This is a genomic window from Halobacillus sp. 12SKB, assembly GCF_052941655.1.
This window is the reverse complement of the sequence record NZ_JBRFWR010000001.1, coordinates 2,605,642-2,619,283: the sequence shown is the minus strand read 5'-3', so window position 1 is coordinate 2,619,283 and position 13,642 is coordinate 2,605,642. Positions and strand designations below refer to the sequence as shown.

Below are 13,642 nucleotides of genomic sequence, written 5' to 3'. Positions count from 1 at the left end.
TGCTTTCACGCTTTTGTTCGGGTGCTTGTGGGAGCTGTTTGTTATACGGTTACTGCTGAGATTTGAATGGGCAGCTCGCGCCAATGATTATCTTTTTCTTCAAAGGGAATACCATCTCGCTCCTCCTTCTCTTAAAATTCGCTACTTGAATTGAAATTCCTTCCTTTTTTTACATAGAGAATGATGACGGACAAATACTAAGTTAATCATGATAGCTTCGTTTCAGAAATATATTCGTAGTAGGAGGTGAGGACGATATGTTTTCATCCAAATGGCGCATGCTGAAAAAAGAGTTGAAGACCTCATTAAAGTCGACCCCAGCCTCATTGACCACAGAGGAAGACATGCTGGTGAAGGAAATAAGGAAGATCACTCAGGAAAAGAATCGAAACAACGTGACGCGAACAATGGCGTATTTTCATTTTTTTGAGAAGCATCCTGAAATCCACTGGGCACTGCTCGCCCATCTCGTATCCAGAAACGCCGGCTGGAACATGACTGACCTGAAGGGTGAATATCTTCCAAAGTTGCTGACAGGAAAAGAAGGAACAGACTTTTTCGTTTTCTTAGAACGTGGAAATTGGCTCATTTTTCAGGATGCCTATCCACAACTATTATTGTATGATGCCAGTTTGAAGCATGGCCGCCCTCTCTACCACCTGTTGGATGCGTTGAACGTATCTAAATTCATGAAACCTTTTTGGGAACGCTTTTGGGAAAGTGGAAATAGTGAAGAACTGACCAAAGCACTCATCGTCAATGAACAGCATTATATCGAAAATCGCGTGGTAAGAAACCATCTTTATATGGCGACAGTGATGGACAAAGTGATGTTCAAACTTCAAGATGTGCTTTCTATGAATCATATCCTCTTCCCTTATATGACCCCGATCCAGCAAAAGATAAAACTCGTCGGTGGAACCGTTCACCACTTTTCGGCCGTGGATGAACGCATTCTGCTCGGAAGATCCCTTTACGAGCTTCTTTATGGGGTGCGGTCCCGCTTGGACCAAATCGTCCAATGGTGCTCCACTCATGCACACACGGGCTCGCGTAAAGATTACTGGCCGCAACTTTTCAACGATGTCAATGAAACACCGCCGGGTCATGTCCATGAAATGACCGTGAGCCCCTGCAAACGAAATCAGAACGGGCCAAAAATCTACAGTCCCAGGTTAGAAATTGCATGGGAGGACTGGGTCCATGCAGAGGCGGAGGCAGGTGATTGGTTCAAGAGTTTAAATATCCTCGATTTGATGAAAAAGAATGCAAAGGAATTTAGTGGAGATATTGAATCGTTTTACTGCCGGACGTTGGAAGAAATCGAGTTCGCCTCCCAAACGAAACATGCCTTCTTCCAAAACAAAGAAGGACGATCCGGTGACCGTCCTTAACTCTGTAACTGATTTCTTTGAGATGTTTGTTGGATCCGTTCGAGAACCTTACGAACGATAAGGTCCGGATTCTCTAAATGAACAGAATGGCCGGTATCAGCAATAACGATGGTCACCGGCTCTTCCCCCTTGGAAATGACATGTGTATCACTGGTTTCCGTATGGACCATCATTCCTGGAGGAAGCACTTTGGTTTTTTCATTCGCTCCATATTCCAAACCGTTAATGGAAACACTAAGACTGCAACCAAACCACGAATTCCTTTATTCATCCGATGTTCATCTCCTATTGTCTTGGCGCAAATAACATAACACATACACCGATCATACAAATGCCTGCACCAATCCAGTCATATAAATCAGGTGTTTTACGATCCACGCCCCATCCCCACAACACTGATAAAATGATGAACACACCACCATAGGCAGCATATACACGACCAAAGGACGGGAAGCTTTGAAACGTAGCGATCACTCCGTACAAGGCCAGCGTGAATCCTCCTGCTATTCCCCAGGATAACGGCTTTCCTTCACGGATGGATAGCCAAATCAGATATCCTCCCCCAATTTCAGCCAATCCTGCTAATAGAAACAAAACAAATGGTTGGATCATTACAATCACTCCTGTAAAAAACTATCTTTATTATTTTCAGGAGAACTATCACCCGTCACCTACCGAAACTCACCATCAAACTTCATAAGAAGGACTTAACTCACTCCAGACATCCAACCGGTTCCCCTGCAGATCCTCAAATACAAAATTCAAACCAGGATGACCTCTGTCTTCGATTTCGCTAACCGAGACTCCTTTGCCTTTTAAATCTTTATGTAAAGCCCTCAAAGCGTCTACTCCATTCACTTCGAATGTGATCGCAAAACGAGAGCTTCCGCCCACATCCATGAAGTTGGATGTTTGTTCCGGCGATGATTTCACTAAGAATATACTGAGGCCTGCTAAACCTATGATGGCTTTCTGGTTATCTTGATAATTGATGTCAGCCCTCAGCTTTTCCTGATACCAGATTGCGGATTTATCCACTTCTTTAACAGGTAAATAAATGGTCCCTACTCGGATTAATGAATGGTTCATGATACGTCGTCCTCCTATCGATGTATGTATTCCACCAAACCCTCGAAACTCCTTCCTTCACCATAGATTTCTTATATTATAAAAGCTCCCGTTTGTGAAAGACTCAGTTTTCGAGACAATTGAGTGGTTCTAGGGGCTCCGGGAAAAGGTTCGCTTTCCATGGGGCGGGCGGTGAGCCTCCTCAGGCTACGCCTTCCGGGGTCTCACCTGTCCCACACGTCCCATAGGAGTCTCACCGTTTCCCTCCGCCCCTTTGCTATGGAAGATTCTCGAAACCACTTTTAAAAGGTCAGTTCGTATGATTGCGGGAAGTAGATCATATGATACGTAAAAGCTTGATCCTGAGCGTTATATACTTCAAACATTTGGATAATGGAAGATCCTCGACCTTAGCACAGGGCATTTGTTTATCACTTCGAATGATGTGGCTGGAAAGCTACTCGCTTTCTTGTGGGGGAGCGCCGAGCTTCCTCGGACTGCGCCCTGCGGGATCTCGCCTATCTCCTTCTCCCACGGGAGTCTCGCAGCTTCCCAACCACCCCATTCGATATGTGTGTGAAACGAACCCCTTTACCAAGTTGGATTGTCTCCTGCTATACCGATTGGAAAAGCATAAAACGCTCTGTATCAAGCTTTTCAGGGTTCAAGTACCTCGGTATGGGAGCTTTATCCTTATATAACTGACTAGCTGATTATTCGGGAAGTGGTTTCGAGAATCTCCCTTGGTAAAGGGGCGGAGGGGAATGGGGAGACTCCTGCGGGAAAAGAGTGCTAGGTGAGACCCCGCAAGGCGTCAGCCTGAGGAGGCTCATCGCGCTCCCGCGGAAAGCGAGCTATTCCCCGTAGCCCCCATCCACTCAATAAAAGTCTCGAAACTGAGTCTTCCACAATCCTGCCATTTTCTTTAATAACTTAAGCTAAAAAACAGGGCAGGCGTTAGTCATAACGGTGCCCTGTTCTGTTATTTTCTTCTTCCTCTTCCCTTTCTTCTTCATGAAAAGGCGTTTCTGTCTGCCCGCTCACGTAATCGAACGGTGTATAGGAATTGTCCGGGTACTGCTTTTTCACAAACATACGATAGGCGGTGCGCAGGACAACGGAAACAATCAAGCAGGAAAACAGCACTGTAATGATTGTGGAAACCATAAACCGCTCCTTACACTTTCAATTTAACGGCTCTTGTGGCAAGCATTGTTTTAATATGGTGATCAATCGTTCTTCCACCGCCGAAGTCATCCTCATAGATTCCTGCAATCACGAAGCCTGCATCCGTCTGGCCTTGAAGTTGGTCTTCCAGTGTGTGACCGAACTCAAGCGTTTCGCCTTCGATCACTTCTTCCTCTTCAAGTGCGGAGTAAGGAATTGTATGAGCCACTTCCAACTTGCCTTCATCCTCTTTATCTGCATCAAATAAATAAAGGACAGGATTCATAAAGCCTGAGATGAGCGTTCCTTTGTCCTTCAAAACGCGTGCCGCTTCCTTCCAAACCGGTCGTACATTCTCGATGAACACGTTAGCGACAGGATGGACAATCAGATCGAACGTCTCATCTGCGAATGCTGATAAATCGGTCATGTCACCTTTAACCGTTTTCAATTCAAGCCCTTCTTGTTCAGCTACCCTGTCGTCTTGCTGAAGTTGTTTTTCCGATATATCAAAAACGGTGACGTCACCACCTGCGGCAGCGAGAACCGGGCCCTGCTGGCCGCCTCCGGAGGCGAGGCAGAGGATTTTCATCCCTTTCAATGTTTCGGGAAACCAGCTTCTCGGCACCTGTCGATCGGCGGTCACACCGATCGACCACTCCCCGCTACGAGCTTTTTCGATTGTTTCATGCGTGACGCTTTGGGTGTAACGTACCCCGTCTTCCACTTTTATATCCCATGCTTTACTGTTATGTTCTGTCGTTTGGCTCATCTCTTTCTTCCTCTCTTTGTTCCATCCGTAAGTCTGCTTCCCTTTTTAAATGATGGAAGTTCAAGCTGAATGGCCACTGGTGTTCATACGGTTTCCATAATGGTATTTCAGCTCGGCTGTAAGAGATTCTGCATCCTCATCGGATAAGTTTTCTAAATAAATGTTCTCTTCCTCACCTTTGTCTAATTTTATAGAAATCACATCACCCATTTTCTGAATACGATGAACTTCTTCATTTGTCAGGCGCTTGTTTGGATCGGCGATTCCAATCCGTATGTCGAGAACATCATCCTCTACACACACATAATTACGCTCAGGCATTTTGTAATAGTGAATCATTTGCCAAAGCCCTAATAGAAAGATGACACCTGATCCGAAAACGATAAACGACTCAACACGTCCGTGCAAATACAGAGAAAGTCCTACCGGTAATATACCTGTGAAAACGTGAAACAAGGACCCCCTCGCTTTTTTTCTCCATAATTCTGTGTTGCTATATTTATAATTCAAGACATCACCTTCTTAAACCTCTTTCTGTTAAACGGATCTGCTGGGGGCAGCGTTTGAAAAGACTGCTTCAAGTTTCTTCGGACTCTTCCAGAATGATCCGGATGAGTGGAAAACTAAGGATTTGAATATTGTTGAACTCTTTTGAATATCGTTCTTACTTCTCTTTAAGAAGAGAAAAAATCTTTCAACAATACTCTCACTCCTTATGCAAGACCTTTTCATCAGACAAGTGGATCACCAGTGGTTGGACGAATAGGACGATCACTAAAAGAAAGACAGCGAAAAACAGGGCTGACGTCAGGCTCATTTGGAATGTTTCTATTAAAAACATAAACACAAAAAATGCCGAAACTGCTAATATACCTGAACGATGATAGGATCGTCGCGTAGAATAATGTTCCGCTCCACAATGCGGACATTCTTTCCTTCCGGTGACTTTTATCGATGAAAGCATCGCTTTTCCAAATGTCCAACTGCGTCCGCATGCCTTACACCTCACTCCGTTCACTCTCCTTTAATGCTTCCACTTCTTTTTCCAAACGTTGAATCCGCTCCGCCTCGCCTGTTGATCGAACGTTACGGACAATCGCAAGAAAACACCCGATGACAGCGACCGTCACTCCTATCGTTCCAATGAAGAATACAAGGAAAAAATCGATCATTTTGTTCCCTCCTGTTTTTCTATACGGTCGATACGCTCCGAATGTTTCAATTTTTCCAAAAAATAAGTAGATAGGGATCTAAGCAAAAGAAACAACGACCTGATCGAGCACAATAAGAGGAAGTCGCCCTAACTCCATAGCTACTGCACTTAAAAAATCACAAAAAATAAGCACCCCCTGCGGAGTGCTTATTTTTTGAAGGATTTCCAATCAAGCTCACTTTCGTTCAGCAATTCTTCAAAGCTTTTGTTCGCTTCTGCGCGTTTGCGCTCTTCAATGCGACGCTGCTTTTCCTGTTCTTCCCGTTCGACGGCCTGCTGTTTCAGCTCCGTCTTTTTTGATTTCAGTTTTGAAAGAACATCGGCATTCAGCTGGTCTCCGAGTGATCCAGATTGCGGCTTTTTCTTACTCATACAGTCGCCCCTTCTTTCACGTCTTTGATCGGGATGATCGGATTCAGGATCCCGTCCGGGCTGGAAAGGCGGAACGTGCCTCTCATAAAATCAAGCTTCATGTCTTTTTTAAAAAAAGTCGCCTGCTGATCATCAATAATGACGTCATAATCATCATTTTCCACTTTTCGATCGGTCGAGCGCTCCTCTTTCTCCAGACGAATGGTGGGTAGTCCATTCACGCCACAGCCACATCCTTCAGTGTCATAGAAAAGCCGGATGATCGGACGCTCGGGATCCTGGATTTGTTCTAGCTGCTGCTTGGCTTCATCGGTGATGCGTAGTTTCATCGTTCATCCCTCCTGTTTCTTCTATTGTAAAAAAACAGAGCTTCAGAGGCAATGGTTCTGTTTTATTCTGCATAGTGCCCGCCGACAAGGCGACTGCGATGGCGTGCGGTCCCTGCATTTGTCCAGGATACGGCGCGGAGAAGCATATCCTGTCCGTAGCGCTCGCGAATCTCATCCATCACATAGCCGAGGTCCCTTTTTTTATCGCGGCCGTCATCAAACAAGTCGAGTTGAACATTCGCATCTTCGGTAATGTTTCCGAGGGTAACGGAAATGCGGCGGACGACGCCGCCGTTATAAAAGCGGTGGAACAGGGTTAGGCAGGCGTGATAGATGTCCATGGTAATGCTCGTCGGATGCTCAATGGATACCGACCGGTGAAAGCCACCCGCACCTTCACTTTTGCTATAACCGATCCCAAGAGAAATCGTTCTCCCTGCGTGGCCTTTTTTCCGGGCGCGACGGGCGACTTCTTCACACATTTCGAGAATGACGTACTTTACCTCTGCCGGATCTTGGTAGTCACGAAGGAGAATCTGACTTTTTCCATAGCTCACCTGCCCGTGAATGATGGGAGCACCAGGATCGGACAAGTCGATACCATTCGCGTGATAGTAAAGCTGGTTCCCCATCACACCGAACGTTTTTTCAAGACGGTCGAGCGGGAATTTCGCCAGTTGACCGACAGACCAGATGCCCATGCGATTCAGGCGGTGTTCAAGCCGGGGGCCAATCCCCCACATTTCTGACAGAGGAGCAACCGGCCACAACTTCTCTTGAAAGTCATCATACGTCCAGCGGGCGATGCCTTTCTTTTTTGCCTCAAGATCGAGGCAGAGTTTGGAAAGCAGCATGTTCGGCCCGATGCCGATTGCTGCATCCAGATGGAATGTTTCTTTTAATTCATCGACGATCATTTGTGCCGTTTCTTCCGGTACGCCGAACTTTCCTTTGTTATCTCCTACTTCCAAAAAGCTTTCATCTACGCTGTAGGTATGGATCTTTTCTTTTGGAACGAATTTGTGAAAAAGGTTCGTCACTTGAGTGGAAACTTCTAAGTACTTCCTCATCTGTGCGGAGACGATGACAATTTCCGGCGCGGAAGGAATTTCGAACAGGCGGCTTCCTGTACGGATGCCGTATTTCTTTTTCATCGCCGGAGTCGCAGCCAATACGACACTACCTTTCCGGTTCGTATCCGCCACAACAGCAAGCGGAACCGTGAGCGGATCGAGTCCCCGGTCAATGGCCGCACAGCTTGCATAGAAACTCTTCATATCCACACACAAAATCCCCCTGTCCGGATACCTTCCATAATCAATGCTCGGATTTCCCATGTCGCCTCCACCTCCTTTACCTAGTATATCCCCATTATGCGAATATATGTTCGCGTTTGCAAGTACCAATTCCTTCTACCATATCCTGTTTGACCAAATCTTACATTTATTGGTGTACCAGGTCATACATATTTTTCCATCCACCCCCATACAAAAACCTCTTCCTTATGAGGAAAGAGGTTTGTTTTGGTTCATTTTTTGTTGAATTGTTTTTGCATGAGTTTTTCCATCGCGACTGGTGCGAGAGAGTAGACTTTGCTTCCGGAATCCATCCAGGAAGGCATATTGATCTCCCGCTGTTTCGTAAATAGATGGTGGACGACAGTCCTCGCTACACGGTTAGGATCAAGCATGATCTTATCGACCGACTTTTCATACTTCCCGCTCGGGTCCGCCTGTTGAAAGAAATTCGTTCTCACAGGTCCGAGGTTGACGGAAGTGACATAGATGCCTAAAGGCTCTACTTCCATCCTTAACGCATTCGTGAATCCAATGACCGCGTGCTTAGTCGCTGCATAAACCGCTGATTTCGGTGTGGCGATTTTACCTGCCTGGGATGCGATGTTGATGATATGGCCCTCTCCGTGCTGCACCAAATGGGGCAGCAGCTGATGCGTGGCGCGGAACAGTGACTTCACGTTAACAGACAGCATACGCTCGATATCCTGCCAATTCGATTCGGCCACAGGATCGAACACAGCGACCCCTGCATTGTTGATCAGTCCGTCGATGGATCCATGTTCATAACAAATCCGGTCAATTGTATCTTTCCACTCCGCATCATTCGATAAATCCGCAGGGTACCATGGACTTTTGACGCCAAAGGCTTCTTCAATCTTTTCTGCGATGATTTCCAATTTGTGTGCGGTCCGTGCAACAAGGATCGGGGTCCCGCCTTGCTGCGCGACGTGAATCGCAAGAAATTCGCCAATTCCACTCGAGGCTCCTGTGATAAGTACTTTTTTTCCTTTTACTCGTTCATTCATTCGATCACCTATTTGCTTGATAGAATTTCTCTCCGTCTACGTAAGAAACCTTAAGCTTTCCAACGCTTTCTAAGTAGTCCAGTTGTCCGATTGTTTCAGACATCGTCAAACCGAATTGATTCTCGATGTGTTTCGGAAAGAGACGCTTGCATACGTCATATGCACGTAATGGCCCATCGTTAAACATCCGGAACACTTTTTCTGCACGATGTTCCTGCTTTTTCAAGCGTTCTGGAATCAGCTCGTGTGCATGATCAAACATTTCCCCGTGCCCTGGATAAACGGTACCGATCTCCCACTGTAACAACTTTTCCATAGACTGGCGATAATCAAGCAAAGGCCTTGGGCGTGCCTCTCCTTTGTTGTGAGGTGGCTCAAGTAGAGGGTTGGAAGAAATATGGGAGAGCAGGTGATCTCCACCGATGAGCGCCCCGTCCCCTTCTCTATAAAAAGATAAATGACTTTGGGCATGGCCGGGAGTTTCGATCGTCACCCATTCTTCATGCCCCGGTAACCGATCGCCTTCGGTCAATTCATGGGTAAGCTTTCCTTCCGACGTCCATTTCAATGTCTTTCTCAATCCTTTTAACAATGGAAAAAAGCGCTCTGGAACTCCAGATTCCTTGTACATGCCTTTGAAGAACTCCTCATAATGAGAGAAGTATTCTTCTTCCCGTTCAAGCCAGGGTTTCAAGTTCGGGTGGCCAGCGATAACATCTACATTGGGCAGCCGTTCGACAAGCCCCATATGATCGGGATGGTGGTGAGTCAAAATCACCTGTTCGATATCTTCCGGCTCGTACCCCGCTTCCTTTAACTGTTCCACTAAGGCTTTCCAGCACTCTTCTGTTTTCACCCCTGCATCAATAAGGGACAGCCGATCTCCTTTTACTAAATAAACATGAACATCCCCAACCGCATAAGGGGTCGGCAACGTGAATTGTGTAATGGTATCCTTCAATGTTTTCATAACACTTCCTCCATACTGAATGATCATTCACTTTTCTATATTGTAGCATGATTGTCCTATCTTTTCCTCCTATATGACAAAGATTACAGACGTCACATTATTCATAATTCTTTTTCTAGTGGGACTTTTTCCAAAAGACTTCAAATAAAAATTACTTTTCATTATACTTTAACGCGTCATTGTAAATCTAAAAGAAATGTAAAGGTCAATAAGGAGGAAGATCATGGAACAACAAGAAAAGAAAGGGTTGACAATGCGCATGCTCGACTGGATTGAGCGTGTCGGGAACAAATTGCCTCACCCTGTCACATTGTTCGCAATATTTGCACTCATGGTTGTCGTCGCTTCCTGGATCTTCTCCACGATGAACGTGGAAGTCGAAGACCCAGCGACCGGCGAAACGTTACAAGTCGTCAACTTGCTTTCCAGTGACGGCATTCAATACATGTTTGAAAGCATGGTAGAAAACTTCGTAGGCTTCGCGCCGCTCGGTACCGTCCTCGTTACGATGCTTGGTATCGGAATCGCCGAGCGTTCAGGGCTGATCAGTGCCATGCTTCGTGGACTCGTTACATCCGTCCCACGTTCACTGATGACAGCAGCGCTCGTATTCGGTGGTATCATGTCCAGTATGGCCGCCGATGCCGGTTACGTTGTTTTGACACCACTTGGTGCGGTCCTATTTGCTGGTCTTGGCCGTCACCCACTTGCTGGTCTTGCTGCAGCATTTGCGGGTGTCTCTGCTGGTTTCAGTGCCAACTTGCTCCTTACATCGCTCGACCCATTGCTTGGTGATTTGACGATTCAAGCGGCAGCAACCATTGATCCAGCCTATGCGGATACGATTCTTTATACGATGAACTATTACTTCATGATCGTATCTGTTTTCGTCCTTACGGTTGTCGGTACACTCGTAACAGACAAAATCGTCGAGCCGCGCCTTGGAGAATACAAAGGTGGGGTGAAAGAAGAAGTCAACTACCTTTCTCCACTTGAGAAAAAGGGTATGATCGGTGCACTGATCGCGTTTATCGTGACCATCGGCCTGCTGTCCCTGCTCGTCGTACCATCCTGGGGACCATTGCGTAACCCTGATGATTTCTTAGCATCTCCATTTTTCCATAGCTTAGTGCCTGTCATTCTGATCATGTTCTTCGTTCCTGGTTATGTTTACGGGAAGATTACAGAGGAGATCAAAAATGATAAGGACGTAGCCAATCAAATGTCTGAAACGATGGCAAGCATGGGAATCTACATTGTCCTTGCCTTCACGGCAGGTCAATTCGTTGCCTACTTCAACCATACGAATCTCGGAAAAGTCATTGCTGTCAGTGGTGCCGAGTTCTTGGATTCCATCGGTTTCACAGGCATCGGTCTCATCATTGCTTTCATGTTCGTCGCTGGTTTCATCAACCTGTTTATCGGAAGCTCGTCAGCAAAATGGGCGATCATGGCTCCCGTATTCGTACCGTTGATGATGCAGCTCGGCTACTCTCCGGAGCTCACGACACTTGCTTACCGGATTGCCGACTCTACGACGAACATCATTTCACCATTGATGCCATACTTCGCCATCGTCATTGCGTTTGCCCAGAAGTATGATAAGAAGGTCGGTATTGGTACATTGATATCTACCATGCTTCCTTATTCCATTGCATTCTTTGCCATTTGGACATTGATGCTGTTGATTTGGATGCTGACCGGCGCACCAATCGGTCCTGGAGCAGGATTCGAATACAATGGTTAATCCATCATAAACAAAAGCGTCCGGATATGATTTCCGGACGCTTTTTTATTACCTATATCCTGACCTGATGTGCCATGATCATTAAACTTTTCAGACGATCTGCCGTTTCAGAGATGCCCACCTTTGAAGTATCGATCACCACATTTGCGCTGGCTCGCAATTTTGGGAGCGCATGAGTGAAACTTTCTATGATTGCTGTTCTCTCATCTGGATGCTTTCCATAAGGATTTGTATCTCTTTGATTCACACGATCAAGCATGACATCCAAAGGGGCTTCCAGGAGGACGACAGCATCGAAGGATTTATAAAAGTTCCCTTGATTCGAATAACACCCGGATAGGATTAAATGAGGGTGCTTTCTTTTATCAATGAGTTGAGAGATTCTTTCTTCATCCCACACGATTTCCTCTCCTTCTACGGTAGTGATTTTCTTGGTGAAGCCATGATCATCGGTATCGACCACATCATAACCTTCATTCTCCAGCTTTCGCAGTACGCTCGTTTTCCCCACACCAGATAACCCTGTTACAAAAATAACTCCCATCCTACCACCGACCTTTTAGTGAGGTTTGCTCAAAGACCCTTTCATCCCCGATCCTTCCTAAAGAACTCATGAATGACCCTTGTCAAAATCTGCGGCAGTTTTTCAAAACTGTACGATAATTCCAGGCGTTCCGTCCATTGATGCGGATCCCTTCCTAATGGTCCGATGTTGATAATCGGCATTGTGATCGATTCCATCACTTCTGTCGGCCACTCAAAACCATTGCCGTGTATCGGCATCTGTTTCGTCAAATCCGAGAGTGAAGACGTAGAGGATGTGGGTCCGATAAAACTCAAATCGCTCAACCCTGTAAAATATTCCACTACTTCGAGTTCTTCTCCAAACTTTTCCTTCGCATAATCGATGGCAATCTGGGCCCCATGCTGAATGAAAGGATCATCATTCGAAGAGACTGCCGGATAAAAAGGTGGACTGTAAAAAAGAACGATCATCGGGCTGATATCTTTACATATGGACGCCAGACTTTGGACAAGTGTGGTAGAGAAATCACGGTCGCCCTGGTCTCTCAAATTGACTAACCGGTTCTGCCTGCGATCGACCTCCATTTTTCCATACCGTGCGACCGCTTCCTTGTACAGCTGATCATAGGTCAGAATGGTGATATCGGGATGGAAAGCGGACGTTTGTGTTCCTTCTAGATAAAAAGAAGCCTGATGATGATAATGATTAATGATTTTAGCTTTCGCCCGTTGTGCTGCTTGTAGAAGCTTTTCATTCAGTTCTGTTATCGACTGCTTCATATAGAGGACGTTATACATAGCGACCGCTGCCTGAGGTGTCTGCACAGAATATTCAAATTTCAAGTCACGCTGCATCAGACTGAGCGGGGGCGGCGTCCGTTCTCCTCCTACCTTTTCGATAAAGGCTTCATTCAATTCCATTTCCTGTGCTAAATAACTGACCATCAGATTGGCATTCAATCCTCCGAACGGTTCACCCGCGTGTGTTTCTTTTCCGTAACATAAGAAACCGGGCAGCGTCTTTCCTATGGAACCTGTGTACAAATAATAAGCTGGATCGCCGGGATATTTGCTGAACATCGGCTCACCGTTCATAGCCGCTTTATAGACCAGGTCTTCCTTATCCCGAATCTCCGCGAGGGCAGGAAGAGCAGCAAGCATGCCTTCAGAGTTCACTTCTTCATCAGGGACAGCTACGAGAAGTAAATTTCCCTCAAATTCCCCGGCCATCGCTTTTTCCAAGAGGGATAGGTGGACGGTAAGACCTGCTTTCATATCCATCGTTCCACGTCCGAAAAGCCAATTCCCGGACTCCAAATCGCGGGCGGCTTCTTTTGGCAGATCTTCGCTATTTTTATGTAGCTCCTGGGTGAGCTCACGCGGGTAGAAAGCAAGGTTCTGATAGGAGCCGTAATCTTCAATCCCTACGACATCGACGTGGGAAATCAACACAAGCGTCTCCTTGGCCTCGTCTTTTTTCACTAAGGCTGTCAGTAATTGACGCCCATCGTCCAGCGGGTGCAAGTTGAGGTGGCTGGGCCGTTTTTTATAATAATCGCGATCTTCTAAAATATAATATAAGTATTCGATGATTGCGATTTCCTCATTGCTGTTCGTTATACTAGGGTACTCTACAAGAGAACATAGTAGATCCGTCAACTGCTCTTTCGTCTGCCAAACTGTCATGGGGTCACACTCCTTATTGACTTTTCCTGGATTATCAAACACAATCAAACTCATAAGCTACTTGGAAGAGGTGAAC

17 protein-coding genes are annotated in these 13,642 nt (G+C 46.1%); 2 read left to right on the top strand and 15 right to left on the bottom strand.

Translation table 11 applies throughout. The features are described 5' to 3' along the window. The first annotated feature begins 257 nt into the window (after positions 1-257). On the top strand, positions 258-1,394 hold the full coding sequence (locus ACQ4XT_RS12745; RefSeq protein WP_446853976.1) for a DUF2515 family protein: 1,137 nt from the start codon (positions 258-260) through the stop codon (positions 1,392-1,394). Here ACQ4XT_RS12745 and ACQ4XT_RS12740 read toward each other — a convergent pair. The 13 genes from ACQ4XT_RS12740 to ACQ4XT_RS12680 all read right to left on the bottom strand — a co-directional run bounded on the left by ACQ4XT_RS12740 (position 1,391) and on the right by ACQ4XT_RS12680 (position 9,608). Continuing rightward, entirely contained in the window at positions 1,391-1,564 is a 174-nt protein-coding gene (locus tag ACQ4XT_RS12740; RefSeq protein ID WP_446853975.1) for a hypothetical protein, read from the bottom strand. The genes ACQ4XT_RS12745 and ACQ4XT_RS12740 overlap by 4 nt on opposite strands. A gap of 115 nt (positions 1,565-1,679) precedes the next feature. After that, positions 1,680-2,006 (bottom strand): YnfA family protein, encoded by a 327-nt coding sequence (locus ACQ4XT_RS12735; protein WP_446853974.1) that lies wholly within the window; start codon positions 2,004-2,006, stop codon positions 1,680-1,682. Between the two features lie 75 nt (positions 2,007-2,081). Continuing rightward, positions 2,082-2,483 (bottom strand): VOC family protein, encoded by a 402-nt coding sequence (locus tag ACQ4XT_RS12730; RefSeq protein WP_446853973.1) that lies wholly within the window; start codon positions 2,481-2,483, stop codon positions 2,082-2,084. A gap of 936 nt (positions 2,484-3,419) precedes the next feature. Then, positions 3,420-3,629, bottom strand: coding sequence for a DUF3951 domain-containing protein (locus ACQ4XT_RS12725; RefSeq protein WP_446853972.1), 210 nt, complete (start codon positions 3,627-3,629; stop codon positions 3,420-3,422). A gap of 10 nt (positions 3,630-3,639) precedes the next feature. Then, entirely contained in the window at positions 3,640-4,401 is a 762-nt protein-coding gene (locus tag ACQ4XT_RS12720) for a class I SAM-dependent methyltransferase (protein ID WP_446853971.1), read from the bottom strand. Positions 4,402-4,461: 60 nt separating this feature from the next. After that, positions 4,462-4,911: a hypothetical protein gene (locus ACQ4XT_RS12715; protein WP_446853970.1), complete on the bottom strand. Its 450-nt coding sequence runs from the start codon at positions 4,909-4,911 to the stop codon at positions 4,462-4,464. A gap of 196 nt (positions 4,912-5,107) precedes the next feature. After that, on the bottom strand, positions 5,108-5,365 hold the full coding sequence (locus ACQ4XT_RS12710) for a TIGR04104 family putative zinc finger protein (RefSeq protein WP_446855668.1): 258 nt from the start codon (positions 5,363-5,365) through the stop codon (positions 5,108-5,110). A gap of 34 nt (positions 5,366-5,399) precedes the next feature. Continuing rightward, a complete protein-coding gene (locus ACQ4XT_RS12705; protein ID WP_446853969.1) occupies positions 5,400-5,573 on the bottom strand; it encodes a hypothetical protein in 174 nt (57 codons plus the stop codon). Positions 5,574-5,761: 188 nt separating this feature from the next. Continuing rightward, positions 5,762-5,986 carry a YqkE family protein gene (locus tag ACQ4XT_RS12700; RefSeq protein ID WP_115822387.1) on the bottom strand — a complete coding sequence of 75 codons (225 nt, stop codon included), beginning with the start codon at positions 5,984-5,986 and terminating at the stop codon, positions 5,762-5,764. Further along, positions 5,983-6,315 (bottom strand): iron-sulfur cluster biosynthesis family protein, encoded by a 333-nt coding sequence (locus ACQ4XT_RS12695; protein WP_446853968.1) that lies wholly within the window; start codon positions 6,313-6,315, stop codon positions 5,983-5,985. Before ACQ4XT_RS12695 ends, ACQ4XT_RS12700 begins: the two co-directional genes overlap by 4 nt. 62 nt (positions 6,316-6,377) lie before the next feature. Beyond that, the gene (locus ACQ4XT_RS12690) at positions 6,378-7,652 is read right to left on the bottom strand and encodes a Y-family DNA polymerase (protein WP_446853967.1); all 1,275 of its coding nucleotides are present in this window, start codon (positions 7,650-7,652) and stop codon (positions 6,378-6,380) included. A 191-nt stretch (positions 7,653-7,843) separates the two neighbouring features. Next, positions 7,844-8,638, bottom strand: coding sequence for an SDR family NAD(P)-dependent oxidoreductase (locus ACQ4XT_RS12685; protein ID WP_446853966.1), 795 nt, complete (start codon positions 8,636-8,638; stop codon positions 7,844-7,846). Positions 8,639-8,642: 4 nt separating this feature from the next. Further along, entirely contained in the window at positions 8,643-9,608 is a 966-nt protein-coding gene (locus ACQ4XT_RS12680) for an MBL fold metallo-hydrolase (RefSeq protein ID WP_446853965.1), read from the bottom strand. Positions 9,609-9,831: 223 nt separating this feature from the next. Here ACQ4XT_RS12680 and ACQ4XT_RS12675 point away from each other — a divergent pair, with 223 nt between their 5' ends. Beyond that, positions 9,832-11,355, top strand: a complete 1,524-nt coding sequence (locus ACQ4XT_RS12675; protein WP_446853964.1) for an AbgT family transporter — start codon at positions 9,832-9,834, stop codon at positions 11,353-11,355. A gap of 52 nt (positions 11,356-11,407) precedes the next feature. Here ACQ4XT_RS12675 and ACQ4XT_RS12670 read toward each other — a convergent pair whose 3' ends face one another. Together ACQ4XT_RS12670 and ACQ4XT_RS12665 are read right to left on the bottom strand one after the other, a co-directional pair. Further along, positions 11,408-11,899, bottom strand: coding sequence for an RNase adapter RapZ (locus tag ACQ4XT_RS12670; protein WP_446853963.1), 492 nt, complete (start codon positions 11,897-11,899; stop codon positions 11,408-11,410). A 41-nt stretch (positions 11,900-11,940) separates the two neighbouring features. Then, positions 11,941-13,566: a M20/M25/M40 family metallo-hydrolase gene (locus ACQ4XT_RS12665; protein ID WP_446853962.1), complete on the bottom strand. Its 1,626-nt coding sequence runs from the start codon at positions 13,564-13,566 to the stop codon at positions 11,941-11,943. Between the last annotated feature and the right edge of the window lie 76 nt (positions 13,567-13,642).